Here is a 26,187-nt window from a genome sequence, read left to right on the forward strand (position 1 = left end):
AATTCGGGCTTATTTACACCTAGCACCAGATTTTCCACAAACTGATGAGCTAATCAAGAGCAAAGCTGTCTGTATAGCCTACGAGACTGTAACAGATAATATGGGTCGTTTACCACTGTTAGCACCAATGTCTGAAGTGGCAGGTCGCATGTCGATTCAAGCTGGTGCGCAGACCTTGGAAAAATCGCGAGGCGGCAGTGGTTTATTGCTTGGTGGCGTCCCTGGCGTTGGTCCTGCAAAAGTCGTGATTGTCGGCGGTGGTGTCGTTGGTGCTAACGCTGCTCGTATGGCTGTCGGACTCCGTGCAGATGTCACCATCCTTGATCGCAACGTCGATACACTACGTCGATTGGATGAAGAATTCCAAGGCCAAGCAAAAGTGATTTATTCTACTGAAGACGCTATAGAGAAGCATGTTCTAGAAGCGGACTTAGTAATTGGAGCGGTTCTGATCCCTGGCGCAGCAGCGCCTAAACTGGTGACGAAAGAGCACATTGCGAAGATGAAGCCAGGCTCTGCGGTCGTTGACGTCGCGATCGACCAAGGTGGTTGCTTTGAAACCTCACACGCGACAACCCATGCAGAACCCACTTACATCGTCGATGATGTAGTCCATTATTGTGTCGCAAACATGCCAGGTGCAGTGGCTCGCACTTCAACATTTGCCCTTAACAATGCCACATTACCGTATATTGTTAGGCTCGCAAACAAAGGCTACCGTGAGGCACTTCTCGAAGACAATGGCTTCTTAGAAGGCTTAAATGTTATTCACGGTAAAGTCACTTGCAAAGAAGTAGCAGAAAGTTTCGGCTTAGAATATGTCGATCCTAAGCAAGCCATTGCCTTATTTAATTAATGGCGAAAATCGTTTAAGCGGTGACAGGTAACATCGCCATTGTCACGTATAGTTTACAAAGCCCACCTAAAAGTGGGCTTTTTCGTATATAGCATTTGGAAATAGAAGATAACTAATTCCTATATGCACAAATTAAAATGTTTCGAGGTGTAACACAGTTGGTGCAAAACTCTGATAAAGTAACACGATAACCACGTTGTTCAAGATAAAGTGCTTTATCTAATGCAAGCCATATTTCCAATGGCCGTTGAAACATCATCTGAACTAAACTGATTCTCTCCATGTGCCAAAAGCGTTGTTCACCTAAACGCTCAAACTGGTCAAAATCAATCCTATCATCCAACTCAATGCTTTTCTGCTCCGCAGCCCAATGACAAAAAGCCTCGAACCCTTCACTAAGCATCGACTTACGAATACTCGGAACTGGTACGTATTGTTTGATACCAAGCCATTGGCGAGTGATCAAATCGAAGCCGAGGCGAAATACCATTTCTTGTTGGCGATGGCGATGTACGCGACTCCCGCCCGTAATCGTTTGCTGTAGTGGAATCCGCAACTCTTGCTTAGAGAGCATCAACTCTGACGCTTTCCCCTGCTCTGATAACGCTTGATAATATTCACTCTGAATCAGATGGTAACAACACGGAGCAATCGTCATAGCCGCAACCCTTTTTTCCGCACCATACTGCATTAAGCGAACGTGTAAGTCGCCACAAGCATGCAGTGCCACCGCGTGTTGATTCGGTTTAAATATCGCTTTCGCTGACGGTGCAAATGCATCCCCTTGTACGAATGTCATCTTCCATTGATTAGCATCTGCGGCTTGTTGTCCTGACTCGCACAACGATTGTTGATATTCAAAACTGGTCACTGGCTGATGAGTTTGTGTGGTCAATATTCGCCCTAAGTATCCCTTCCCAGAACACCACTCTAGCCACTCTTCTCCTTGATGCGCTTGTATTGCCGCTTCTCCCATCGCAGTAATCTGAGTCAGCTTGCGACCGGGGATCCCCTTATCCAGTCCACGCTCCAGAGTTAAGCCCGTTAAGTTACGAAGCTTTAATTGTGTACATTCACGGAGAGCCTGGAGAAATGGTAAAAAAGAACATAATTCCGTTAAAGCTGATTCAGGCTGTGATTTGAAGTGATCAATTTGCGAAGGCGAAAGTGTACTCAGCCACTGGCACATTACGGGGTATTCTTCTATCCAAGGCAGTGATGGATGAAGCTCGCCTTGAATGGATCCAATCGCCAAAACGATTGATGCTCCATTAAGCAATCTGTGATGAATTGAAATTGCGTTTGCATAGTCCCCCCTACTGCGGAGGCGTATTGTATACTCAAGCGACTCGTTCCAAAAGTTCCAAACCAGCAGCTTGAGTTTATTTGTCGATAATCTTATTTCGCTAGATAGTCTTATATAGTTATAAGTGAAGAAAAGACTTATCTCACAGGCAAGTCGATATCTTTAAACATTTCCTCAATTTCAACATTCGATTTTAACGAAATGGCTTGCTCTACGACTGGTCGCGTTAAGTGTGGAGCAAAACGCTCCATAAAATCAAACATGTAAGAACGTAAGAACGTGCCGCGTCGGAATCCGATACTCGTCGTACTGGCCCCAAACAAATGACTCGCATCAATGGAGACAAGATCCTTATCTTGTTCAGCATCTACTGCCATACTGGCAATCACACCGACACCAATCCCCATGCGCACATAAGTTTTAATTACATCAGCATCGGTAGCAGTGAAGACCACTCGAGGAGTGAGACCTTCACGGTTAAATGCAGTATCGAGCTCTGATCGACCAGTAAAGCCAAAAACATAAGTCACTAATGGATATGCGGCCAAATCGTGAATGGTTACGACACTCTTCTTCGCCAAAGCATGACCTTTAGGTACCACTATCGAACGGTTCCAATGATAACAAGGTAGCATGATGGCATCTTGGTATAGATGCAGTGCTTCGGTCGCAATGGCAAAGTTAGCCGTCCCTTTTGCGATCGCCTCTGACATTTGAGATGGCGTACCTTGGTGCATGTGAAGAGAGACTTTGGGGTAACGTTTGGTAAAGCCTTTAATGACATCAGGCAGCGCATAACGAGCTTGAGTATGGGTCGTGGTAATGTTCAAAGTCCCCATTTCAGGGTGAGTATGTTCACCAGCAACCGCTTTGATACTCTCAACTCGTGCAAGAATTTCTTGAGAAATACGGACGATTTGTTCACCAGCTGGAGTCACCTGCGTCAGGTGCTTACCACTTCTCTCAAAAATCTGAATCCCCAGCTCATCTTCTAGTAGACGAACCTGCTTACTGATACCGGGCTGTGAGGTATATAAGCTTTCTGCTGTCGCAGAAACGTTCAGATTATGGTTGACCACTTCAACAATATACTTCAGCTGTTGCAGCTTCATCGTAATCCCTTACTCATTAGGCGTTCTTCAATCACGCATGACTAAACACAAAATTAAAAACAAAACGGTCGCTCAAACGAGCTATATAATAATTAGTTATAACGCTTTCACCCCAAAATGAACAGAATTTTCTAACATATACCCAAATAACCTCATGATGCATGATTTTGCGAAAGTAACCTAACAAGAGTAATCGGCTTTGCACGAAATAACTTGTTTACCCAAGTGGGCTTGTTGACTGGAAGTAGATCGTTTGCACGAAATAGTTTAGTCAGCTGAAACAAAAAGAATTAAGTTGCATATCAGCATCCGCTAATCCTGACTTTCTCACTCACAACAGAGACTAAAACGTGGTTTGAGCTAAATAATCAAATAAATAGGGTGCCGGGAAAGATGAGATTCATGTATTCTTGAACACTAGCCGCAGAAATGGAAAAGCAGACGCAAAGATATGAATATTGGTTTAATAATCGCTTTGGTAGCCGTACTTCTGGTGTTGGTCCTTGGCTATAACATCATGTTGCAATATAAAGTGAAGGCTGAAACAGCAAAAAGACAAGAGTCCGCTCGTTATGTGACTCTTATTGATAGCACAGAAGAATTGATTGGCCACGCTCACCATATTCCTTTTAGTAAGGATCTACTGCTTTGTCTTAATAACCGTATACTTGATGCGCTGGAAAGTATGTATCAGCTCGATCCCAAGAACAAACAACTGGCGCAACGTGTCGCCAATATGAAGCAACAGATCGAGCAACTAAAAAACAATGATCAAATCGGTGAAAGCACCACATTTAAAATGCCTACCAGTGATAAACAAGCGATTGCGATGTTGAAACTGGTTAAACGTCTTCGCGATACAATCAGAAACGAACACAATAAAGGTCGTTTTGATACCCAATCATACGTGACCGAGAATGCACGCTTGGAAACCATTCAAATTCGAATCAATATAGAAAACGTCATAAAACGTGCTAATGATTCTATCGCTCGTGGTCAGCCGGGAACCGCGCTCCAGTTGTTACGCAAAGGTATTGACGCTCTGAGTACCAAAAGCGATGCCTACTCTATTCAAGCGAAAGAGAAGCTAGAGCAGATGTTAAACGACTTAGATAAAAAGCGTCAGGTTAAAAACGACGAAGAAATGCAGCAACTTGCTGACAAAGAGCGTGATGATGATATGGAAGCACTCTTCGGTGAAAAGAAAAAATGGTAATATCTGTCTCTAAGTGACTTCAAGCATACAAAAGGCTGCAGACGCAGCCTTTTTGCTATCCAAATTCTTATTCAGGGTATCTCCCAATCCTACTCCGAATAACCAGTATTAGATCGTAACGTATAAAATATAACATGATAAATTTAGACGCCTATCGAGAGCTTCTTGCTCCTATCCAGCAGTTTCTTCATTGCCACACTCCTGACGAGTGGGTAGCAGAAGCAAAAAAACCGGAAAATCTACAGACCATTTTAGTCGATCACTTGTTGTGCGAGCTGAAAGCGGGACAATCTGCTATGTTTCTCATTCGCAAATATGCCGTTGATCAGGCAAGCTCCAGCGCATTACTCGATTGGTTTAAGCCTTACGAAGATTTCGCGTACCGTTACATTGGCTCGCTCGAGACTTTAAAGGGCAAAAGTAATATCTCTAAAGCCATCATGGCGAAATCCAGCTCTCCTTACAGCCAAGATTTGATTGATAAGATGGTTCTGCTGATCAAAGAAGAACTGCATCACTTTTATCAAGTACTGGAAATCATGGAAAGCCGAGGGATCGAATATCAAAATATCCCTGCTAGTCGTTATGCAAAGGGACTGATTTCACATATGAAGACCCATGAGCCAGAAACTCTGATCGACAAGCTGATCATCGGTGCATACATAGAGGCACGCTCATGTGAACGGTTTGCTATACTCGCGCCTCATATGGATGACGACATCGCAAAATTCTATGTCTCTTTGCTACGCTCAGAAGCACGTCACTACCAAGACTACTTAGCATTAGCAGAACAAATCGCAGGGAAAGACATTAGTGAGAGGATCGCTTATTTTGGCCAAGTAGAAGCAGAGCTCATCTCTACTTCCGATATGGATTTTAAATTCCACAGTGGAGTTCCTGTTTAATCCTCTTTCTTATCAGATGCATACCAAATTCTGTCATATACCGTATATCAAGCCAGTCGATCTAATCGCTGGCTTTTTTTATGTTTCTTACTACAAAGATCTTGCGACTTTTTTTTGCTGAAATATACTGTATGTATATACAGGTATTTACTATGCAAGATATTATTCAACACTTAAAAAGCCAACGCCTTGTGTGGCAAGCAAATTTAACTCAGCCCACTCAACATCAACACCTCAACAGTTCCGGTTTTTCGGAGCTAGATAGCTTGTTAGAAGGTGGCTACCCTCCTCATGGTGTCATCGAGATGGAATCACTCGGTAGCATTGGAGAATTGCGCCTGCTCGCGCCTTATTTGGAATCGACCTTATCCGAAGGGATCACCGCGTTTATTCAACCACCAGCATTGCTCAGTTCTCTTTTTCTGCACAGTATTGGGCTAGATATAAACCAAGTCTGGGTGGTGACACCAGATCAACCTCGTGATGCGCTTTGGGCGGCTGAGCAATGCTTAAAAAGCGGCGTTTGTAGCAATGTATTATTATGGCAGGACGAATTAGAAATCCATCAGGTTAAACGACTTCAAGTCGCCAGTGAACAAGGCACTTGCCCTCTTTTTATGTTGAAGCCAATCATGACTAACCGTTTATCTCTCCCTGTATCCCTTAGCCTCAAAATACAAGGGCAAAATCAAGGTGTCCGTGTTGAAGTATTAAAACGCAAAGGGGGGTGGCGTAAAGGGCAAGTTGACATCAGCTTTCAACATCATTACCCGCAATTAGTGGTACCAACAAAGTCACACACGCCATCGTCTATTCTCCACTTTCCCGTTGCGCATCAGGGATAGTCGTATGTCTTTATGGATTTATCTACACTTTCCTCGTTTGCAATTAGACGCACTATTTGCTGAAAACCAAACACAGCCAGTCGTGATCGTCGAGAGTCGGCGCTGTCGCATCATTCAGTACAATGATGAGGCAAAACGGCAAGGTATTAAGCTCGGTATGGGTTTAGGAAGCGCGGCGTCTTTATGTCGTGATTTACAAGTACACCCGTATCATCCTCAAGCAGAACAGAACAAATTATACGAAGTGGCGCACTGGCTGTACCTGATTACATCGGATGTGGTGTTAATGCCAAATCAGGGTATCTTGCTACGCGCGACGCCAATGCTCAGACTGTACGAAGGGTTAGAAAACTACTGGTGTAAAGTCTATTCACACTTAGCTACGTTAACGCTGAGTTTTCAATTTGGCTGCGGATTTTCCCCTCTTTCCGCTAAGCTAATGGCGCTGTCAGGCAGCAATCAGCTCAGTGAAGATAAAGATGCTCTCCAAGCGTCTTTGAATACTTTGCCATTGACGTTAACAGACCTATCACCATCTATTATCACTAAACTACAGCGCGTCGGCGTCAACACATTACAAGGGTTGCTCGAACTCCCACTACAGGACATTGCCCGTCGTTTTGATATTGATTTAGTTAATTACGTGGGAAGACTGACTGGCCAATTTAAACATCCAGTCGACTTTTATCACCCAACCGAATCATTCCAAGTCTATTTAGAGCTGTTATTTGAGCTAGAAAATGTTCAATGGATAGAGAAGCCCTTAGCTAAGCTTTTACTGCAACTCGAAACTTTTCTTAAGTTAAGAGATAAAGTGGCCTTCGAACTCTGCTTAACGCTCCACCAGCGCGATAATTACGTGCAGCACCTCTCGTTGACCTCTGCACAGGGTGATTATCTTTGCCAACGCTGGCAAACGCTGGCTAGCTTAAGCCTAGAGTCTCTGACACTCAATGGGCCCGTAGTTGGCTTAAGCCTACAAGTCGTTCGTTACGGAGAGCCTCTCAATACTGCTCTCGACCTCTTTGCTGGTCAAAAAGGTCAAGTGAGTGATCTCGAATTGCTCTCTTTATTACAAGCAAAACTAGGCAAAGGTTCCATACTAAAGCCACAGATCACTTGCGATCCAAGGCCAGAAAAAGCCTGCCAATATCGCGCTGCCGATGAACCAAATGTCCATCTTTCTTCCATTCCTCAGTTATTACGTCCCGCGATGCAATTGTCGACTCCGATGCCATTGCAAGAGCAAGTGTCTTTAGTGCGCGGCCCCGAACGAATCGTATCAGGCTGGTGGGACGGAGATGAGATCATGCGTGACTACTATATTGCACATACTCAGCAAGGTCGTTGGCTATGGGTGTTTCGCGATCAACACAAGCGTTGGTTTCTTCATGGCTATTTTTGTTAAAGCATCATGAGTTACGCAGAACTGTTTTGTCAGTCCAACTTTTCGTTTCTTACTGGTGCTTCTCACGCAAAAGAGCTCGTGATGCAGGCGGCTTTCTATCGCTACCAGGCGATTGCGATCACCGATGAGTGCTCTGTTGCCGGCGTGGTGAAAGCACACTCAACGATCAAACAGCATCAACTTGATGTCCAGCTCATTATCGGCAGCATGTTCTGGCTCAATAAGGAGTGCCAACTGGTGTTGCTTTGCCCATGTCGGAAAGCTTATGCCGAACTATGCCGGATCATTACCAATGCTAGGCGCCGGAGCGAAAAAGGTCACTATCAACTCTCCGAATGGGACTTAATGTCCATTAAGCATTGCTTTGTCTTATGGCTGCCAAAGCATCAAGCAAGTGATCGTTACTGGGGGCGCTGGCTTAATCAACATCATAATCACCGCTTGTGGATCGCGGTTCAGCGTCATCTAGAGTGTGACGACGAACGTTATCTGAAACATTGTCAAGCACTTGCCCATGAGCTCCAACTGCCTATCACAGCTTGCGGTGGCGCTCTTATGCATACGACGGAACGTTTACCACTACAACATGCGCTTACTGCGACAAAGTATGGCTGTAGCATCGATAAGCTTGGCTTCGAGCGCCTTTCCAATGCAGAACGGGCTTTACGCCCAATAAATAAGCTCTTGCGTATCTATCAATCCGCTTGGCTTACTGAAAGCACTCGCATTGCCAACTTGTGTCAATTTTCTCTCGATGAACTTAAATACGAATATCCAACCGAGTTAATTCCTAACGGTGAAACCCCCTCGTCTTACCTACGCAAATTGGTTGAACATGGCAAACGAGCCCGTTTTCCCGGTGGCGTCCCAGAACCGATCAATCAAACCATTGAGAAAGAACTTAATTTGATTGAAGAGCTGAACTATCATTATTACTTTTTAACCATTCATGACATGGTCATGTTCGCCAAAAAGCAAGGTATTCTCTATCAAGGACGCGGCTCTGCGGCGAACTCGGTGGTGTGCTACTGCCTAGAGATCACTTCCGTTGATCCGCGGCAAATCTCAGTGTTGTTCGAACGTTTTATCAGTAAAGAACGTGATGAGCCGCCAGATATTGATGTCGATTTTGAACACGAACGTCGTGAAGAGGTCATCCAATACATCTACAGAAAATATGGTCGTGAACGTGCCGCTTTGGCCGCTACTGTAATCAGTTATCGGTTTAAAAGTGCCGTACGTGAAGTGGGTAAAGCATTGGGCATTGAAGAAACCCAACTGGATTTCTTTATTAAAAATGTCAACCGACGTGATCGGACTCAAGGCTGGCAAGCTCAGATCATTGAGTTAGGCTTACAACCTGAGTCACTCAAAGGACAGCAATTTATCCACCTGGTTAACGAGATAATTGGATTTCCACGACACTTGTCTCAGCACGTTGGTGGCTTTGTCATTTCTTCCGGCCCTCTTTATGAACTGGTTCCTGTAGAAAATGCGGCTATGGCAGATCGCACCATCATACAGTGGGATAAAGACGACTTAGAAAGCTTGAAACTCCTCAAAGTAGACGTCCTTGCTCTCGGTATGTTGAACGCAATTCGCAAATGCTTTCAGCTGATCGAAAAACACCACCAGCGTACGCTCTCTATTGCAGAGATCACCCGACTTCAAGATGACCCACACGTATATCGGATGCTCCAAAAAGCAGATACCGTTGGTGTTTTTCAAATAGAATCCAGAGCGCAAATGAGTATGCTGCCACGCTTAAAACCCCGTTGCTATTACGACTTGGTGATTCAAATTGCGATAGTTCGCCCTGGACCAATTCAAGGTGACATGGTTCACCCCTTCCTAAAAAGGCGCAATGGAGAAGAACCGATTCGCTACCCATCAGAAGAAGTTCGGGATGTGTTAGAACGCACTATGGGCGTGCCAATATTTCAGGAACAGGTCATCAAACTGGCCATGGTTGCCGCAGGCTTTAGTGGTGGTGAAGCCGATCAGCTACGTCGAGCAATGGCGGCATGGAAAAAGAACGGCGATCTAGCGAAGTTTAAACCCAAACTTATCGATGGCATGTTAGAGCGAGGCTATGAGTTAACCTTTGCCGAACGTATTTTTGAGCAGATTTGTGGGTTTGGTGAGTACGGGTTTCCCGAAAGTCACTCTGCCTCGTTTGCAGTACTGGCTTATTGCTCTGCGTGGTTGAAGTATTATTACCCTGCCGAATTTTACACCGCACTGTTAAACAGCCAACCTATGGGGTTTTACAGCCCATCACAATTGGTTCAGGATGCTCGTCGACATGGTGTCGAAATACTGCCGGTATGCATTAACCAGTCTCTTGACCAGCATCACCTACAAACACAAACAAGTGGTCGATTGGGAGTACAACTCGGCTTTCGCTTAGTCAAAGGAATCAGCACAGAAAGCGCCTCAAAATTAGTGAAACAACGACCAAAACAAGGCTATCGCTCTATCCAAGAAGTAAAAGCGGTCGTCAAAAATCAACGTGATATCGAATTATTGGCCTCCGCCAATGCATTTCAAGCGCTGTCAGGTGACCGTTACCGTGCTCGCTGGGCAGCAATGGATTCTTTATGTGACTTACCGTTGTTTAGTCACATAAAAGACCCCGATACACCTTATTACCCAACACGCCCATCAGAATACGACACATTGATCGAAGATTATGCTAGTACAGGGCTTTCTCTTAACCATCACCCGATTACTTTGCTGGATAAAGCAGGCAAGTTACCTCGTTTTACTCGTATGAAAGCATTAGTCGAGAAACCACATAAGTCATTGGTGACTATCGTGGGAGTGGTCACCGGAAGACAATCCCCAGGGACAGCCGCAGGTGTAACTTTTGTTACCCTAGAGGATGATACTGGGAACATTAACGTCATCGTGTGGAGCGCAACAGCACGAGCACAAAAGCAGACTTATCTCACCTCAAAAGTGCTGATGGTGAAAGGAATTTTAGAGCGAGAAGGAGAAGTGATTCACGTCATTGCTGGTAAGCTCATTGATTACACACATGAACTCGCCGAACTGCAAAGCCATTCACGGGACTTTCATTAACCCCAAGACTACAGCACAGGAAGGAAGGTACCCTCCCTCTCCTCACTATGTGATAAACTCGCCGCTAGCTGTCTATGGCCAAAAAGCTATCTATGCCCAGCAAACTATCTATGGCCAGAAAGGACTTGGCGCACCCTGTCTTGAGCGACACCGACTAATAGATCTGGCTGGAACTTAGAGATAAAACGATCACAACCCACCTTTTGGACCATCGCTTCGTTAAAGCTGCCGCTAAGAGAGGTATTCAAGGTAATAAACAACTTTGACATTCGCGGGTCACTACGTACTTCATGCGTCAGTTTATACCCATCCATCTCTGGCATTTCCGCATCCGTGATCATCATGAGTAGTTCTTTTTCGACATCTTTACCTTCGTCACACCAGCGTTTGAGGAGCGTTAGCGCTTCCAACCCATCGCGGCACTCGATGATGTTAATGCCAAGTTGAGAGAGCGTATCGTTCACTTGATTACGGGCTGTTGAAGAATCATCAACGATCAATACGTTGCGTCCAACCAGTGCTTGGGCCAATTCGTTATCCAAAAGATCGGCAGAAATCGCAACATTGTAATGAACAATCTCCGCGAGCACTTTCTCAACATCGATGATCTCGACGATTTGCGACGATGTCCCCTCTTTGACCTGGGTAATCGCTGTCAGGTAATTCGAGCGACCAGAAGTAGATGGCGGTGGTTGTATTTCTGTCCAAGCGGTGTTGACGATGTTTCTCACCGTACCAACTAAGAAACCTTGTACCGAACGGTTATATTCTGTGACGATCAGGTTCTCTTCTTCTGCTTCCCCTCGCATAGGAGGGAAACCGATAGCACTGCGCAAATCAATCACTGGTACTGCTTCACCTCGCAACGACGCCACGCCACGAATATTGACGTGAGATCCAGGAAGCTTTGTTAACGGAGGAAGTTTAATCACCTCTTTCACTTTAAACACGTTAATCGCAAATAATTGACGACTGTTTAAAGTGAACAGTAAAAGCTCTAGACGGTTCTCACCAACCAACTTGGTACGTTGATCAACCGCATTCAATACACCGGACATACTACTACCTAAATTAGAAAAAAGAGCTCTCTTTCTGTGTAGAGCTGTGCAGGGTTCCCCGCTATACAGAAAACCATGTAGGAAACTTGCTCACAGATGAAATAACGTTACCTACTGAGTATTACATTAATAACATTGATACCGCAATACATCACAGCGCTGCTTCATCTAAAATACAATGAATCTCTGCCATCGCGAAATGGACAACTAACCTTCGATAACCTTCATCAGCAACTGACCATCGTACAGTGCTTGTTTGATAAGAGCAGCGCCTGGCATCGTCGCTTGCTTGTAAAATCGCGACTCAACCAGTTCAAGATCTTGGTGATAAACAGGTAAACTCTGCTCCTCAATACAGCGCTGTATTGCTGGATAAAGCACCTCTTTCGCTTGGTTAATCACACCACCAATCAATACTTTTTCTGGGTTAAATAGGTTGATGACAATCGCAATAGCAGCACCAAGGTAACGACCAAGCTTTTCGATGACATCAACCGCGAGCGGATCCCCGTTCGCAGCGGCTTCACAAATGCTTTCAATCGTCATCTCTTCTTGCTCAGTGAGGATTGAAGCTTCGCCATTAGCGATACGCCTCGCCACCTCTTCACGAATAGCCTGCGAACTTGCAACCGTCTCTAAGCAGCCAATATTGCCACAATGACAACGCTTGCCGTTTGGATCAATTTGAATATGACCCAGTTCACCAATATTACCGTGACGACCAAGCAAAACACGTCCATCAAGAATGATCCCAGCCCCTAAGCCATGGTGAATAGAGATAAGTACTGAATTATCATTCTCTTGGGAGTGTCCAAATAGCTTTTCCGCTAATGCCCAAGCTCGTGTGTCGTTCGCAATAAATACAGGCAGCCCAGTCGCTTTATAGATTTCTGGACCAAGCGCTAAATTCTCAATGTTATAGTGCGGCATTTGCAATACCACACCTTGTTCGGAATTAATCAAGCCAGGCAGCGTAACCGCAATGCTCGTCACGCGATCCAGTTGATCGGCATACGTCTGAAAAAACTCATCGATTTCAAACAGCAACCTTTCTAGCACGTCCTCTTGGTCAAGTTCGTGAATTTCGATTTTTGTATCAATGAGGACATCACCGCCCAGTTCATGCAACGCAATGGTTAAATAACCGCGCCCTAAGCGCATCGATAGGAACTGCCATCCTTCATTATTGACTTGCAATCCAACCGCAGGTCGACCGCGACTGGTTGCTTCTTGAACCGTAGTTTCATGAATCAAGTGTGCTTCAATTAATTCTCGCGTGATTTTGGTGATACTCGCAGGTGCGAGTTCACTTTGCTTGGATAAATCAATCCGAGAAATTGGACCTTTTAGGTCTATCAGTTTATATACACGACCAGCATTGACCTGTTTGATATGATCAATATGGCCCGGTTGAGCCATGTACATCTTGCACTCCGAAATTCTACAACAGGATAATTTTTTTACTTTGCGAAGTAATTGTGAAGTGAATTGGTAAATCCCCGTGACAAGCATCACGCATAAACCTGTTTGTTTGCGTATTCAATCAAATAACTCACCATAAGCAGATGTTAAATTAGCTCAACAACCACTTATTTTATTCAACAAATTAGGCAAGAAGAGCAAACAAACATTAGAGGCAAACGGAGACGAGATCGTATTCAAACGTTCATCCGACGATGAAGCGATTAGATGTCCTTCATGTTTTTCTATCGGTTCGCCTCAATGTAAACATTCTGTGCATATACTACTTATCAAGATACTTTTATTTGTAGAGATATTTTTATTTATAGAGATATTTCGTTCCACACACTAGCATTCTTCGGAGAATCTATGACTTCTAAACTAAGAAGAACAAAAATTGTCACTACGCTCGGCCCGTCAACCGATAAAGACAATGTGCTTGAAGAAATCATCAAAGCTGGCGCTAACGTAGTGAGAATGAACTTTTCACACGGTACAAGCGATGATCACATCCAACGCGCCAAAAAAGTACGCTCCATTGCAGCAAGATTAGGACGTCAAGTTGCTATTCTCGGCGATTTGCAGGGACCAAAAATTCGAGTGTCAACGTTCAAAGAGGGAAAGATCACACTCAATGTCGGTGATAAGTTCACTCTCGATAGTGAATTAGCCAAAGGAGAAGGTGACCAAGAGGCGGTTGGGTTGGATTATAAAGAGTTACCGCAAGATGTCGCACCTAACGACATTCTGTTACTTGATGACGGCCGAGTTCAACTACAAGTGACGAGTGTAGAAGGAAATAAAGTCCATACTCGCGTGACTGTAGGGGGTCCCCTATCGAATAATAAAGGCATCAACAAAAAAGGCGGCGGCTTATCAGCGGATGCGCTAACAGAGAAAGACAAAGCGACATTCTCACCGCTGCGGAAATTAAAGTTGATTACTTAGCGATATCCTTCCCACGCAATGGTGAAGACATGCATTATGCCCGCCGTTTGGCTCGTGATGCTGGCTTAGAGGCCAAGTTAGTTGCCAAAGTGGAACGTGCAGAAACCGTCGCGAATAACGATTCGATTGACGATATTATTCTCGCTTCAGATGTTGTCATGGTGGCCCGCGGAGACTTAGGTGTTGAAATCGGTGATCCAGAGCTCATTGCCGTACAGAAAAAACTCATCCGCCGCTCTCGCAGCCTCAACCGAGTTGTGATTACAGCGACACAAATGATGGAATCGATGATTTCCAGCCCAATGCCGACTCGAGCAGAGGTAATGGATGTCGCAAACGCTGTGCTAGATGGTACCGATGCCGTAATGCTGTCAGGAGAAACCGCTGCAGGTCAATACCCTGTCGAAACCGTAAAATCCATGGCAGAGGTATGCTTAGGTGCAGAAAAAATGTCGGAGGCAAGCATCTCGTCCTATCGATTAGATCGCACCTTCGAAACCGCGGAAGATACCATTGCAATGGCGACCATGTACTCAGCAAACCACATGGAAGGAGTCAAGGCAATGATATCGTTAACTGAGTCTGGCCGAACTGCTCTAATGATGTCTCGGTTGAGTTCAGGCTTACCGATTTTTGCGCTTTCACGTAACGAATCCACGCTCAATCGAGCTGCTTTATATCGTGGCGTCACTCCGGTCTATTTTGACTCAAAAAGTGATGGTGGTTTACCAGTGGCGTATGCAGCAATCGAGTGTCTTAAGAACCAAGGCCTGCTTGATGAGGGCGATCTAGTGATCATTACCCAAGGGGATGTAATGGACGTCATTGGCTCAACCAATTGCATGCGTATACTTTCAGCGTAATCATCGGCTACCAACCTTCAGGGCTCCCACTCGAGCCCTGAAATTAAATCACGTGCTTGCATTTCTACGCGTGTACACTTTCTAAGCACTTTGCAGCCCTTCAATCCCAAGGTTAAGCCTGTCGTAAAGCTGAACAACGTTATATCCCGCCTGCAACCCGAGTTGGTAATCGTGCTCTAACGATGCTTGATCACTCAACAATGAAGACGATCGCAAGCCTTCTTTCGGTGCGATCTGCAATATAAACGCATCATCTGGCGGGTTAGATAAAAACGCTTGAGTGAGCTCAAAGGTTTGATAATGGATCATCAGCATGTCAGCTAAACCCGAATCAAAATTTTCGCCGATAAGATGACTTAAACGATACAAATTATCAGCACCAAACAACCAACGTCCGCCATTAAGAAGAATGTGCCCTGCCAATTTAGATTGGTGAGCGGTATTAATCTTCTGTTGGAAGAAACTCGCCCAATCAGACTTCCAGCGACTTACTTTCTGTTGCCAAGACTGCTGCACCGAGTTTATTGACTCTCGATACCACTCAACCGGTGCACTACCGATTTCACCTTGTTGGCGCGCATCACCTTCTGAAAACGGCTCCGTACGAATCACAATAATGTTACGCGCATTTTGACGCCAAGCTTCCTGCACCGGGATTGAAGCGGAAACACCACCATCAACGTATTTTTGTCCATTCACATCCACCGGACCAAGATACAATTTAGGGATCGCACAAGTGGCTCGCATTGTATTAAACCAAGAGTCACCGAGCATGGGTAAGTATTGGTCAGATAGGTTTTCCACATTCGTTACTGCTGCGAAAGCAAGACGATCACCTAACGTTTTACGACCGAGATCAAGGTCCAACTTGTAGGGAAAATCTTGTATACGCTCAAGTGCCCAATCAAGGCCTAAATATTGTTTTTTACGAATGTAACCGAAGAGATTAAAAAAGTCTGGAGAGGTCGTTAGCTCAGTGATAAACGCTTTACCCATACCATGTTGACGACATAAATAAGGACAAATATTCAGCGCACCAGCTGAAGTGCCATAAAACTCATCGAAAGGATCGAAATTGGAGAGTAAAAATGCATCTAAAACACCAGCGGTAAAAATCCCCCTCTGCCCACCACCTTGCGCGACTAGAGCAGTTTTGCCATGCCTGAAGTGTTCATAAACTTCGGTGTTCAGGTCAGTATGGCTTTCCGTGATTATACCGCTGTTACGTATCATTCGCTTACTGTCACCAAATTAAAGAGAGCAAGTTTCAGTGGCTGCAAATTAAGCTGAAGCGATAGCTATCATCCCAAACGACAACAGCACCGCAAAAACAGCGACAACAATGATCAATGCGGATTTTAGATCGTGTTCCATAAACACCTCCTTGACGTGTAACAAATAAATAACACTGGTGTGAAATATGTTCAAGATTTGCTTAATTTAGTCGCTCGAATATGACTAATCCATCACAATTAGTTTATACCTAAATAACAGAGAGATACTGAGTTCAGTGCGAGTAACTTAGTTTGCAGTTACGACAACAAGAAGAACTTAAGTTACCAAAATACCCGCTACCAAACGGTACACGTTGGCACGGTTTTACTGCAGAAACTAACTTTGACGGCTAAAAACATAAGGAGATGTAAGATGAGAAAAATGGCCCATTGGCTCGTTGGTGGCCTTTTGATCGGCGCCACGTTCAGTACGCAAGCCACTATTCTGGTCACCCCATTTTTGGGTTACACCGGCGGTGGTCATGTAGCAGACGGAAACGGCGAGACCTACGATATTAACCCGGAGATGAGCTACGCGCTCTCTATAGAAGCCCCGTTAGACTCGGGCAAGATCGGCTTATTTTACTCGTACCAATCGACGGAGTTGAAACAACTATCTAACTCAGCAGACATTCATTACCTACAATTTCAAAGCAGTATCGACTACCCTATTTCACCACGCTGGCAAACGTACTTAGGTCTAGGTCTAGGCGGATCATATACAGATGTCGATTGGGTCGATAAAAAATTAGGGTTTTCTGCCAGTGCCTTTGCCGGGCTCAAATATGAATTCTCAGATCGTATTACACTTAACGCACAGCTTAGATGGCTTGGTACGGTCGTGGACAACGACACGACTGGTGCCTGTACGTTACCCACCTCTGATGACTCACGCTGCGTAATCCAGTTTGACACGAGTTGGATGAACCAATTCCAATCCAATGTTGGTTTTCAATTCCGGTTGTAACTGTTAGTCGACGTCAAAATCAACAAAGGAAATATCATCTAGTAGGTGTATAGAAATTAGACATACCGCCTAAATTATAAAAATAGTCTATATAGCTATTATAGAACCAAATATTCAGTGATTTATATCATAAAATACCCACTAGAAAGCCTTAAACGACCTAATAATAACCAGTATAGCAACATTATAACCAATTCAAACTTCCTATAGTCAATTTAGAATCTGTTGCGCTTAACAATGTTAGAAGTTAGTCTGATTGGCGAAAATAGTTAAATATTTCAACTTTATCAAACACACATCATTATATTAAGAATTAAAAACCAGATTCTCTTAACGAAACCAGCACATAGTTCTAGTTATTAATATATTGTTAGAATTAAGGACAGAAAAACTGACGGATAACAGTTGTCTTTTCTTTTAGCTATCTATGAGAGCCGTGTGAGTTAACGAAGAGAGCTTCATTCCTTAGGGAGTCGTACAGGAGTCAAATATGAAGCGAGAACAATGGGGATCCCGAGCAGTTCATTTTAGCAGCAGTAGGATCAGCTATTGGTTTGGGTAACATTTGGCGTTTCCCTTACATGGCCTACGAAAACGGTGGCGGCGCATTTTTTATTCCTTACCTTTTTGCCATGATCACCGCGGGTATTCCATTCATGATCTTAGAGTTCAGTATGGGACAAAAATACCGTGGTTCAGCACCTAAAACATTGGCAAAGATCCATTCAAAGTTTGAATGGCTTGGCTGGTTTCAAGTTGGTGTTGCAGCCGTCATCGCTGTTTACTACGTTGCCGTAATTGGCTGGTCTATCTCTTACCTTGGTTTATCGTTCAATCAGGGTTGGGGCACTGACACAAATGCGTTTTTCTTCAGCGAATACCTTCAACTAGGTGATAACTCTCCAACTGACTTAGGCAGCATCCAATGGAAAATTGCACTATCGATGGTCATTGCTTGGGCGATCACTTATACCGCTATCGCTAGTGGCGTAAAGTCCGGTATAGAGCGAGCGTCTAAAATCTTGATGCCAATCCTATTCTTAATGGTTTTATTCCTGATTGGTCGTATGATTTTCCTACCAGGCGCACTGGACGGCGTAAACTACATGTTCGAACCAGATTTTAGTAAGATTTGGGACGTGAAAGTATGGGCCGCGGCGTATGGTCAGATCTTCTTTACCCTAAGTATCGGCTTTGCCATTATGCTGGCTTATTCAAGCTACTTGCCAGAAAAATCAGATATCACAAATAATGCGTTTATGACCGTATTGATTAACTGTGGCTTCTCTATCCTGGCCGGTATCATGATTTTTTCTGTTCTAGGTTATATGGCACAAGAACAAGGCAAACCGTTAACAGAAGTCGTTTCCGCAGGGGTCGGATTGGCTTTCGTTACCTTGCCTGCGGCAATTAATCTATTGCCTGCACCTTATATTCTTGGTCCACTCTTTTTCTTTGCACTGGTTGTTGCAGGATTAAGCTCTCATATCTCTATCATGGAGGCCGTAACCTCTGCCATCATCGATAAATTGAAGTGGAGTCGCAAAAAGGCCGCTAACGTAGTCATCGGCACTGGCTTTATCATTTCAATGGCTTTTGCAACCAACGGTGGTCTATTACTTCTGGACCTCGTCGACCATTTCGCGAATAACGTCGGTATCATGGTTGGTGGACTAGTAGAAATCCTATTGATGGCGTGGCTATTAAAACGTATTCCGGAAGTTCGCACTTACGTCAACGAACGCTCAGACTTTTCTATTGGTAGTTGGTTTGAAGTCTGCCTACGTTTTGTAACACCTATCATGCTAGCGATTATTCTTGCAACGAAACTTTATGCACTATTTACTGAGGGTTATGGTGGTTACGACTTAACCTTGGGCTGGGCATTGATCGCCGCCCTCTTTATCTTCGGCCTATTAATTAACGCAGTAAATCGCAAGGAGACAACAAAATGACAATCAGTGCAATCATCATGATGGTTCTTGGTTTAGGCATTACTTGGGGTGGTGCTGCAATTTGCATCAAACGAGCAATGAATAACCAATAATTAAAACAGCGCCAAATACCAATAAAAAATGCCGGCTTACTATCACCGGCATTTTTTATTTGAGGGTATTAGGGGAAAATTAAATCAGAAACTGTACTTCACACCCACTGCACCACCAATCTGCAAGTCGACACCTTTGTACAGATCAAGTTCAGGATGCAGCTGTGCATACAAATCCCACCCTTGGTAAAAGTCCCAGTTAATTCCAAGTGGCACACGTAATCCAAATTCGTCATCCCATTCGTACCAACCACCAGCACCAACATACCACGTCACTGGGGCACTTTGATTAAAAGCGCCACGTTTAGCAATATAATCAAACGCTAAACCGTCGTTTCCGATAATACCTCGGTAAGTATTATCAATTTCAACCACCACGCTTAGTTGTTGATCAACTGCCATACCGACGGCTAAATCCGACGACCCGTTTGCTGCCATCACTGAACCAGACATTAAACCAGCTGCTATTACTACCATTAATTTCTTATTCATATCTCTCTACTAACTTTGTTTAAATACACCATCAGTGATAATTCAATCATTACCGTATTTTTGTGTGTCAACAATGGGTAAGAGTCTAGTTTAGAAATATAACTTGCGCTAAAGATCACGTATCAGACTGTGAGAGAATCCGGTGTTTCATAAAACAATAAAGGAGGCCGAAGCCTCCTTGCGTTATGTATGAATGTCTGTGATTAACCGTGATTACGAATCCACTCATCCATTTCAGTTTTAAGGTTATCAGACTTGGTGCCAAAGATAGCCTGAACGCCGCCAGCAACAACAACAACACCTGCCGCGCCTAGCTGCTTCAACTTGTCTTGATCAACCTGTGCTGTGTCTGCAACTGCGACACGGAGGCGAGTGATACACGCATCTAAACCGGTAATGTTCGCTTTGCCACCAAATGCAGCCACTAAATCACCGCCCATATCAGAACCAGAAGATGACGTTACTTGCTCAGTCTCGTCTTCACGACCAGGCGTTTTGAGATCAAGTGCGGTGATGACCGTACGGAATACTACGTAGTAAATGATAGCGTAAACAATACCAACACCAACCATGAGCAGCATTTTGTGAGCGTTGCCAGATAGAACAAGAAAGTCGATTAAGCCATGAGAGAACGACGTACCATGCACAAAACCAAGTGTGTTTGATACAACGTATGCAGACCCCGCCAGTAATGCATGGATACCGTAAAGCAATGGCGCAACAAACAGGAATGAGAACTCAATCGGCTCAGTAATACCAGTTAGAAATGAAGTCAATGCTGCCGATACCATAATACCCAGAACTTTTGCACGGTTCTCTGGTTTCGCACAGTGAGCAATTGCAATCGCAGCAGCTGGTAGACCAAACATCTTGAACATATAACCACCCGCCAACTGACCAAAGCCATTGCCAGCAACGCGAGAAGCTTCATCAGCAACGAGGTAACAAGTTAGAACACCATGCTGGGTTTGACCAGCAGCGTTAACACAAGTACCGGCTTCGAAGAAGAATGGGACGTTCCAAACGTGATGCAAACCAAATGGGATAAGAGAACGTTCCACGATACCGTAGATACCAAAGGCGACTTGCGGGTTTTGGTGAGCCGCCCAATCCGAGAATGCAGAAATACCACTGCCGATTGGAGGCCAAATAACAGAAAGGACAACACCAAGAATAATGGCACCAAAACCTGTGATGATTGGCACAGCTCGTTTACCGGCAAAGAAACCTAGATATTCTGGGAGTTGAATCTTGAAGAAACGATTAAATGCCCAAGCAGCTAAACCACCGGATAGGATCCCACCTAAAACCCCCGTATCGATTTTCTCAACGCCCATAATGCCAGCCAAAACACCTAACGTTGCCGTCATAATGCCGTAACCGACGATCGCTGCAAGACCCGCAACACCATCGTTGTTCGTAAAACCAAGCGCAACACCTACAGCAAAGAGTAGCGCCATTTGACCAAATACTGATCCCCCAGCTTGCTCCATTAAATCGGAAACAATATCTGGGATAAAACTAAGGTGGGCAGCACCAACACCTAATAGAATACCTGCAACCGGTAATACTGACACTGGCAGCATCAGAGATTTACCGACCTTTTGCAGGTTAGCAAAAGCATTTTTCAACATGTTCAAGCTCCTGATAATTATGAATATTATTTGAGTCTAACGGCTTACCCCCGCAGCCTGTATGTTAGAACTCAGTTTAGGTCGCGACCTAGGCGAAAGTATATTTTATGCCTCGAAATATATTATTGATTACCTTCAAATTTCGAAGACAATAATTCGGTGCAGATCACGAATAATAAAAATATGCAGCATTTAACTGCTTGTTCTACTCAAGTGACTTGAGCATAAATTGGCAAAACATCATACAGGTAACTATTACAAACACACCTCGACTTATCCATTACACTCAAAAATGCAAGTGATTGTCTATTGCAGTCAGTGTCAGTGCTAGAAGTATAGAACAGGAAAGTTTACGTGTACCGGACAGTGCACTATATGAGGGTTTGACGTGCCACAAATAATTAAGCCCGCTGTATAAAGCGGGCTTAAAATTAACGGCTTGCTTATTTGGTTAGATGGTCACTGACGAGAGTGGATTTCATGCAATGGCTCTCTGTCATACATATAAAACTGTATTGCAGAATAGGCAGCATAAAGTCCTAACGTCGCGAGCACATAAACCATTTTCTCTCTTTCTCGAGATAAATAAGCGGACAAATTACGATGCACTTCATTGTTAGAGCTATTGACCTGTAACAGGTACTTACCTAAAGACTTACCTAGCAATTTAAAGCAGATTGCACAATAACCTAAGTACACCCCAATAAAGACCAATAACATCCCAAGTACGAGAGCAAGTAAAATTGGTAAAGCGATATCATCATTCAATGAGAACCCCTCTAACCCAGTACTCCATATACTCGATATCAGCAAAGCAAGAACAGTCAGAACAACCTGAGTAAACATTTTTGCGATCATCAGGTCGATAACAAATGCGCCTGTTCTTCGAAATTTGTCACCAATACTCATTATTTACCAAGTATTGAGTTGATTTGAGCTTTGAAACCAGCTGCTTCAGCACCGTAAATAGCCTGAATACCAGTGTCACCAACTTTTACTAGTCCGCGAGCACCAAGCTCTTGTGTCCAGTAATCGTTACCTTTCACTTTAGAACCATCTTTAACAGTGATACGTAGACGAGTAATACAAGCATCAACGTCAACGATGTTATCAGCACCACCAAGTGCCTCAATCATGTCTTTCGCTTTTTGGTTGTCGCCCGCGCCGCTTTTCGCTGCATGGTAATCTTTCTTAGAAACAACGGCTACTGCACTACCTTTACGACCAGGAGTTTTAACGTCGAATTTAACGATAAACCAACGGAAAACAAAGAAGTAAATAAACGCGTACGCGATACCAACTAGAGGGATGTAGTACCAGTTGTTTTCAACACCCGTTACGCCAGGAAGTACACCGAATAGTGAGAAGTCAATGAAACCACCACTAAATGTCATACCAACTTTAACATTCAGCATATCCATTAGCAGGAATGAGATACCCGCTAGCGGAACGTGAATTGCGTAGTAAAGCGCTGGAGACAAGAATAGGAACGTAAATTCAATTGGCTCAGTAATACCGGTTAGGAACGCTGTAAGCGCTACAGAGAACAATAGACCACCAGCCGCTTTCTTATTCTCAGCATCAGCTAGGGAGTACATTGCGTATGCTGCTGCTGGTAGACCAAACATCATGAATGGGAATTTACCAGTCATAAAGTTAGTAGAAGTAAACTGAGAGAAATCGCCTGATGCTAGAGATGCGAAGAATACGTTTTGTGTACCTTTGATCACTTCACCTGCCACTTCTGCAGTCGCACCGATTTCGGTTTGCCACAGTGGTAGGTAGAATACGTGGTGCAGACCCACTGGGATTAGAGAACGCTCAATAACACCGAAGATGAACGATGCAACGTAACCGTTACCAGATGCTGTCAAATCACCAAGAGCTGCGCCGATCGCACCGAAAGCAGCACCAAAGAATGGCCAGATAAACGTCAGCACAATACCGTAGAATAGCGCAGCGAACGCACTGATGATTGGCACAAAACGAGCACCACCGAAGAAGCCTAGGTAATCAGGCAGTTTTGCATCGTGGTATTTGTTGTGAAGAACAACCGTAATTGCACCCGCGATCAAGCCACCAAATACACCCATACTTAATGTATTAGCGATGCCTAGTGTATCCGCTAGCACACCCGCGTACTCGCTACCCATAAGGATAACGGTGTTCGCGTCAGCATTGATCATGTTTGCTACGACCAGCGTTTTCGCAATCGCAACGTTCATCACCAAGTATGAGATAAGCGCAGCAAGTGCAGCAGCACCCTTTTCAGCACGCGCGAAACCCACGGCAATTGCTAATGCAAACATAACAGGTAGGTTGGCAAAAACGATACCACCCGCAGCTGTCATTACTTGAAGGAAGCTATTAAGCAAGCTGCCGTCTTGTAGCATACCAATGTGGTACGCTTCGATCATAGTAGGGTTAGTAAAACTACCCCCGATACCCAACATAATACCCGCAGCTGGAAGCAATGCGATTGGCAGCATGATGGACTGTGAAAGTTTACTAAAGAAACCTTTCATTAGTTTTGCTCCTGATAAAATTTTTAGAATGTTAGAACACTAGCGGCACACCCCCGTAAGCCTAAATGCTAGTCTCCATAGAAGATATAAGAGCATCTGCTATATATTTTCCAGCTCTAAATATATCGCGTTGCTGGGAGCGGTTTCTAGTTATGGATCAAGTTTAGTTTCAAAGTAATAGACAGATCACAATCCAAAACCCAGAAAGAAATCCATTACATACCGCATATCTTGTTGTTATTTAATAATAAAATTAAATACAAGGTGTTTTTATACGAGTAAACAAAACCGATCTCATTGTTACTTTTTATCACAAAATAAATAACGATAAATTTGACCGCAAAAAACCAACAGAATTAGTTAACAGCTAACCAATGTGGCGAAACAAGCGAGAAAACCAAATAAAAGGGGGTATGACCCCCCTTTTTTGCTCAAAACTTGATTTCTATCGATAAAAAAGATCGCGGAAGTTTTGGCTGGTTTTTTGTGCGACATCAGATAACGCACATGCCTTTAGTTGGGCAATATAGGCTGCAACCTCAACAACATAAGCGGGTTGATTTTCTTTACCTCGATGAGGAACAGGTGCCAAATACGGAGAATCGGTTTCAATAAGTAACCTTTCTAAAGGAAGATTTTTGACGACTTCTTTCAGTTCTGTAGCCTGACGGAAAGTGACAATACCTGAAATTGAAATATAAAAACCGAGCTCAAGCGCGGCTTCGGCAAATGCAGCGTCCTCTGTAAAGCAATGGATCACGCCACCGCATCTCTCCGCTCCCCCATTCCGTAAGATATTTAACGTATCTTCACGAGCGTTTCGAGTATGAATAATCAACGGCTTATTTAGGTCTACAGCAAGCTCGACGTGCTGTTCAAAACGCTCTCTTTGCAGCGCAGCCGTATTGGGTTGGTAATGATAATCGAGTCCTGTTTCGCCAATAGCGATCACTTTTTTATGTGATGCATACTGATGCAAAGTTTCCAATGAGAAATCACTTTCCACATCCAACGGGTGCACACCACATGAAGCATGTACATTGTCGTACGGCTCGATCATCTCTAACATGTTTGGAAATGAGTCTAGTGTTACCCCAACAGAAAGCAGTTCATTGACATTGGCCTGCTTTGCTTTATTAATAACATCTTCCACACTCGTGTGAAGTTCATCGTAATTCAGTTTGTCTAGATGACAATGCGAATCTACGAACATAATGCCTCTCGTGATTCAATTAACCAGTTCATTGATAATAGCTCAACGTTCAACCCTGGGAAGGATTGCACCTGAGCCTTGAGTTGTATCAGTTTTTTCGCTGATACATATAGCCCATTGTAATGATTGGGCTTAAAGGTTCTCGCTCCGGGCAACATATCGGTTTCGGATACACCAAATAGTGCTTTTTGCGCATCCGTTAGCAGCAACCAAGCCCAGTCGATCGCTTTATCTGCATTTTTTGCTATCCAAGACGCACATTGAGATACATCACCGGACGGTGAAGATAGAGCATCGATCAAACTGCGTTCAAAAGCTAAATACTCGTCTAGTTCACCTGACTTTAGCGCCGCTAACGTGTTGATCGGCGACCCCATACTCAGCTTCAATGCATATGCTGGAACCTGCGACATTCCATTTTCATGTAGCCATTGCATCGCCTGCTCAGTTGAAGGTGATGTTACTGCCCACAATTGACACCGACTGCGTATAGTAGGAAGTAAATGCTCTGGATTAGCGGTAACCAGTAAAAACACGCATTTCGAACCCGGTTCTTCCAACGTTTTCAATAATGCATTCGAAGCAGATTCATTCATCGCGTCTGCTGGTTCAATAACAAAGATCCGATAACCATTTAATTGGGAAGACTCTTGCGCAAGTCGACTACAAGTTCGAATCTGTTCGACAGTTATCGCTTTACCTTCTTTCTCTGGTGTGATTCGGTGAAAATCTGGATGACTGTTCGAGTGAACCAACTGACAGCTGTGACAAAAGCCACACGCTTCACTTGGGTAATTTTGGCACAATAATGCATGGCAAAACCGTTCGACTAATGCACCAACGGCCAGCCCTGCCTCACTTTGTAACAGTAACGCACCGGGTATCCGATCAGCCTCTAAGCCAGCTTTGAGATTCTCCCAAACGGGTTTTAGCCACGGTAAATCATCTAGCATGCTTCACCTAAACTTACATT

Annotated in this window: 19 protein-coding genes and 3 pseudogenes; 10 read left to right on the plus strand and 12 right to left on the minus strand. The window is 44.2% G+C overall.

The genetic code is table 11. The features are described 5' to 3' along the window. Window positions 1–856 (plus strand): alanine dehydrogenase (locus SU60_RS15865; RefSeq protein WP_041156383.1); only part of this gene is annotated, 856 nt, incomplete at its 5' end. A 112-nt stretch (window positions 857–968) separates the two neighbouring features. Here SU60_RS15865 and SU60_RS15870 read toward each other — a convergent pair. Then, window positions 969–2,164 (minus strand): annotated as a pseudogene (locus SU60_RS15870) (methyltransferase). A 135-nt stretch (window positions 2,165–2,299) separates the two neighbouring features. Further along, window positions 2,300–3,274 carry an HTH-type transcriptional regulator CysB gene (gene cysB / locus SU60_RS15875; protein WP_041156384.1) on the minus strand — a complete coding sequence of 325 codons (975 nt, stop codon included), beginning with the start codon at window positions 3,272–3,274 and terminating at the stop codon, window positions 2,300–2,302. Between the two features lie 451 nt (window positions 3,275–3,725). On the opposite strand from cysB, the gene SU60_RS15880 reads away from it, so the two are divergent. The 5 genes from SU60_RS15880 (at window position 3,726) to SU60_RS15900 (ending at window position 10,732) form a co-directional block, all read left to right on the plus strand. After that, complete coding sequence (locus SU60_RS15880; protein WP_041156385.1) at window positions 3,726–4,490, plus strand: hypothetical protein; 765 nt, start codon at window positions 3,726–3,728, stop codon at window positions 4,488–4,490. A gap of 134 nt (window positions 4,491–4,624) precedes the next feature. Further along, the gene (gene miaE, locus SU60_RS15885) at window positions 4,625–5,395 is read left to right on the plus strand and encodes a tRNA isopentenyl-2-thiomethyl-A-37 hydroxylase MiaE (RefSeq protein WP_041156386.1); all 771 of its coding nucleotides are present in this window, start codon (window positions 4,625–4,627) and stop codon (window positions 5,393–5,395) included. Between the two features lie 152 nt (window positions 5,396–5,547). Beyond that, window positions 5,548–6,240: a translesion DNA synthesis-associated protein ImuA gene (gene imuA / locus SU60_RS15890; protein WP_041156387.1), complete on the plus strand. Its 693-nt coding sequence runs from the start codon at window positions 5,548–5,550 to the stop codon at window positions 6,238–6,240. A 4-nt stretch (window positions 6,241–6,244) separates the two neighbouring features. After that, a complete protein-coding gene (locus tag SU60_RS15895; protein ID WP_041156388.1) occupies window positions 6,245–7,648 on the plus strand; it encodes a Y-family DNA polymerase in 1,404 nt (467 codons plus the stop codon). A gap of 6 nt (window positions 7,649–7,654) precedes the next feature. Continuing rightward, complete coding sequence (locus SU60_RS15900) at window positions 7,655–10,732, plus strand: error-prone DNA polymerase (protein ID WP_041156389.1); 3,078 nt, start codon at window positions 7,655–7,657, stop codon at window positions 10,730–10,732. A gap of 104 nt (window positions 10,733–10,836) precedes the next feature. On the opposite strand, the gene SU60_RS15905 is transcribed toward SU60_RS15900, so the two are convergent. Together SU60_RS15905 and mlc are read right to left on the minus strand one after the other, a co-directional pair. Next, window positions 10,837–11,790, minus strand: coding sequence for a chemotaxis protein CheV (locus tag SU60_RS15905; protein WP_041156390.1), 954 nt, complete (start codon window positions 11,788–11,790; stop codon window positions 10,837–10,839). 207 nt (window positions 11,791–11,997) lie between these two features. Then, a complete protein-coding gene (gene mlc / locus SU60_RS15910) occupies window positions 11,998–13,215 on the minus strand; it encodes a sugar metabolism global transcriptional regulator Mlc (protein WP_041156391.1) in 1,218 nt (405 codons plus the stop codon). A 405-nt stretch (window positions 13,216–13,620) separates the two neighbouring features. On the opposite strand from mlc, the pseudogene pyk reads away from it, so the two are divergent. Then, window positions 13,621–15,062, plus strand: a pseudogene (pyk, locus tag SU60_RS15915) (pyruvate kinase). A gap of 81 nt (window positions 15,063–15,143) precedes the next feature. On the opposite strand, the gene SU60_RS15920 reads toward pyk, so the two are convergent. Next, window positions 15,144–16,295: a patatin-like phospholipase family protein gene (locus SU60_RS15920; protein ID WP_041156392.1), complete on the minus strand. Its 1,152-nt coding sequence runs from the start codon at window positions 16,293–16,295 to the stop codon at window positions 15,144–15,146. Between the two features lie 48 nt (window positions 16,296–16,343). Then, window positions 16,344–16,436: a cytochrome bd-I oxidase subunit CydH gene (cydH, locus tag SU60_RS21760; protein WP_128814697.1), complete on the minus strand. Its 93-nt coding sequence runs from the start codon at window positions 16,434–16,436 to the stop codon at window positions 16,344–16,346. Window positions 16,437–16,709: 273 nt separating this feature from the next. On the opposite strand from cydH, the gene SU60_RS15925 reads away from it, so the two are divergent. The 3 genes and pseudogenes from SU60_RS15925 to SU60_RS21765 all read left to right on the plus strand — a co-directional run bounded on the left by SU60_RS15925 (window position 16,710) and on the right by SU60_RS21765 (window position 19,350). Next, the gene (locus tag SU60_RS15925; protein ID WP_041156393.1) at window positions 16,710–17,303 is read left to right on the plus strand and encodes a porin family protein; all 594 of its coding nucleotides are present in this window, start codon (window positions 16,710–16,712) and stop codon (window positions 17,301–17,303) included. A gap of 490 nt (window positions 17,304–17,793) precedes the next feature. Beyond that, window positions 17,794–19,258 (plus strand): annotated as a pseudogene (locus SU60_RS15930) (sodium-dependent transporter). Next, window positions 19,255–19,350, plus strand: coding sequence for a MetS family NSS transporter small subunit (locus SU60_RS21765; protein WP_128814698.1), 96 nt, complete (start codon window positions 19,255–19,257; stop codon window positions 19,348–19,350). Before SU60_RS15930 ends, SU60_RS21765 begins: the two are co-directional and overlap by 4 nt. Window positions 19,351–19,434: 84 nt before the next feature. Here SU60_RS21765 and SU60_RS15935 read toward each other — a convergent pair whose 3' ends face one another. From SU60_RS15935 to SU60_RS15960, 6 genes are all read right to left on the minus strand, one after another. Then, window positions 19,435–19,842: a hypothetical protein gene (locus SU60_RS15935; RefSeq protein WP_041156394.1), complete on the minus strand. Its 408-nt coding sequence runs from the start codon at window positions 19,840–19,842 to the stop codon at window positions 19,435–19,437. Between the two features lie 203 nt (window positions 19,843–20,045). After that, on the minus strand, window positions 20,046–21,476 hold the full coding sequence (gene ptsG, locus SU60_RS15940) for a PTS glucose transporter subunit IIBC (RefSeq protein WP_041156395.1): 1,431 nt from the start codon (window positions 21,474–21,476) through the stop codon (window positions 20,046–20,048). Between the two features lie 459 nt (window positions 21,477–21,935). Next, window positions 21,936–22,385, minus strand: coding sequence for an RDD family protein (locus tag SU60_RS15945; protein ID WP_041156396.1), 450 nt, complete (start codon window positions 22,383–22,385; stop codon window positions 21,936–21,938). Next, a complete protein-coding gene (locus tag SU60_RS15950) occupies window positions 22,385–24,001 on the minus strand; it encodes a PTS transporter subunit EIIC (RefSeq protein ID WP_041156397.1) in 1,617 nt (538 codons plus the stop codon). The genes SU60_RS15945 and SU60_RS15950 overlap by 1 nt, the downstream gene beginning before the upstream one ends. A gap of 445 nt (window positions 24,002–24,446) precedes the next feature. Continuing rightward, complete coding sequence (locus SU60_RS15955) at window positions 24,447–25,214, minus strand: TatD family hydrolase (RefSeq protein ID WP_041156398.1); 768 nt, start codon at window positions 25,212–25,214, stop codon at window positions 24,447–24,449. Beyond that, window positions 25,205–26,167 carry a DNA polymerase III subunit delta' gene (locus tag SU60_RS15960; protein WP_041156399.1) on the minus strand — a complete coding sequence of 321 codons (963 nt, stop codon included), beginning with the start codon at window positions 26,165–26,167 and terminating at the stop codon, window positions 25,205–25,207. The genes SU60_RS15955 and SU60_RS15960 overlap by 10 nt, the downstream gene beginning before the upstream one ends. Between the last annotated feature and the right edge of the window lie 20 nt (window positions 26,168–26,187).

The sequence above is a fragment of the Vibrio mytili genome (genome assembly GCF_000830505.1).
Lineage (GTDB): Bacteria > Pseudomonadota > Gammaproteobacteria > Enterobacterales > Vibrionaceae > Vibrio > Vibrio mytili.

Bases quoted from the DNA above. Each gene is read 5' to 3' on its own strand.
- cysB (WP_041156384.1), bottom strand. From the start codon at position 3,274: ATGAAGCTGCAACAGCTGAAGTATATTGTTGAAGTGGTCAACCATAAT.
- SU60_RS15880 (WP_041156385.1), top strand. From the start codon at position 3,726: ATGAATATTGGTTTAATAATCGCTTTGGTAGCCGTACTTCTGGTGTTG.
- miaE (WP_041156386.1), top strand. From the start codon at position 4,625: ATGATAAATTTAGACGCCTATCGAGAGCTTCTTGCTCCTATCCAGCAG.
- imuA (WP_041156387.1), top strand. From the start codon at position 5,548: ATGCAAGATATTATTCAACACTTAAAAAGCCAACGCCTTGTGTGGCAA.
- SU60_RS15895 (WP_041156388.1), top strand. From the start codon at position 6,245: ATGTCTTTATGGATTTATCTACACTTTCCTCGTTTGCAATTAGACGCA.
- SU60_RS15900 (WP_041156389.1), top strand. From the start codon at position 7,655: ATGAGTTACGCAGAACTGTTTTGTCAGTCCAACTTTTCGTTTCTTACT.
- SU60_RS15905 (WP_041156390.1), bottom strand. From the start codon at position 11,790: ATGTCCGGTGTATTGAATGCGGTTGATCAACGTACCAAGTTGGTTGGT.
- mlc (WP_041156391.1), bottom strand. From the start codon at position 13,215: ATGTACATGGCTCAACCGGGCCATATTGATCATATCAAACAGGTCAAT.
- SU60_RS15920 (WP_041156392.1), bottom strand. From the start codon at position 16,295: ATGATACGTAACAGCGGTATAATCACGGAAAGCCATACTGACCTGAAC.
- cydH (WP_128814697.1), bottom strand. From the start codon at position 16,436: ATGGAACACGATCTAAAATCCGCATTGATCATTGTTGTCGCTGTTTTT.
- SU60_RS15925 (WP_041156393.1), top strand. From the start codon at position 16,710: ATGAGAAAAATGGCCCATTGGCTCGTTGGTGGCCTTTTGATCGGCGCC.
- SU60_RS21765 (WP_128814698.1), top strand. From the start codon at position 19,255: ATGACAATCAGTGCAATCATCATGATGGTTCTTGGTTTAGGCATTACT.
- SU60_RS15935 (WP_041156394.1), bottom strand. From the start codon at position 19,842: ATGAATAAGAAATTAATGGTAGTAATAGCAGCTGGTTTAATGTCTGGT.
- ptsG (WP_041156395.1), bottom strand. From the start codon at position 21,476: ATGTTGAAAAATGCTTTTGCTAACCTGCAAAAGGTCGGTAAATCTCTG.
- SU60_RS15945 (WP_041156396.1), bottom strand. From the start codon at position 22,385: ATGAGTATTGGTGACAAATTTCGAAGAACAGGCGCATTTGTTATCGAC.
- SU60_RS15950 (WP_041156397.1), bottom strand. From the start codon at position 24,001: ATGAAAGGTTTCTTTAGTAAACTTTCACAGTCCATCATGCTGCCAATC.
- SU60_RS15955 (WP_041156398.1), bottom strand. From the start codon at position 25,214: ATGTTCGTAGATTCGCATTGTCATCTAGACAAACTGAATTACGATGAA.
- SU60_RS15960 (WP_041156399.1), bottom strand. From the start codon at position 26,167: ATGCTAGATGATTTACCGTGGCTAAAACCCGTTTGGGAGAATCTCAAA.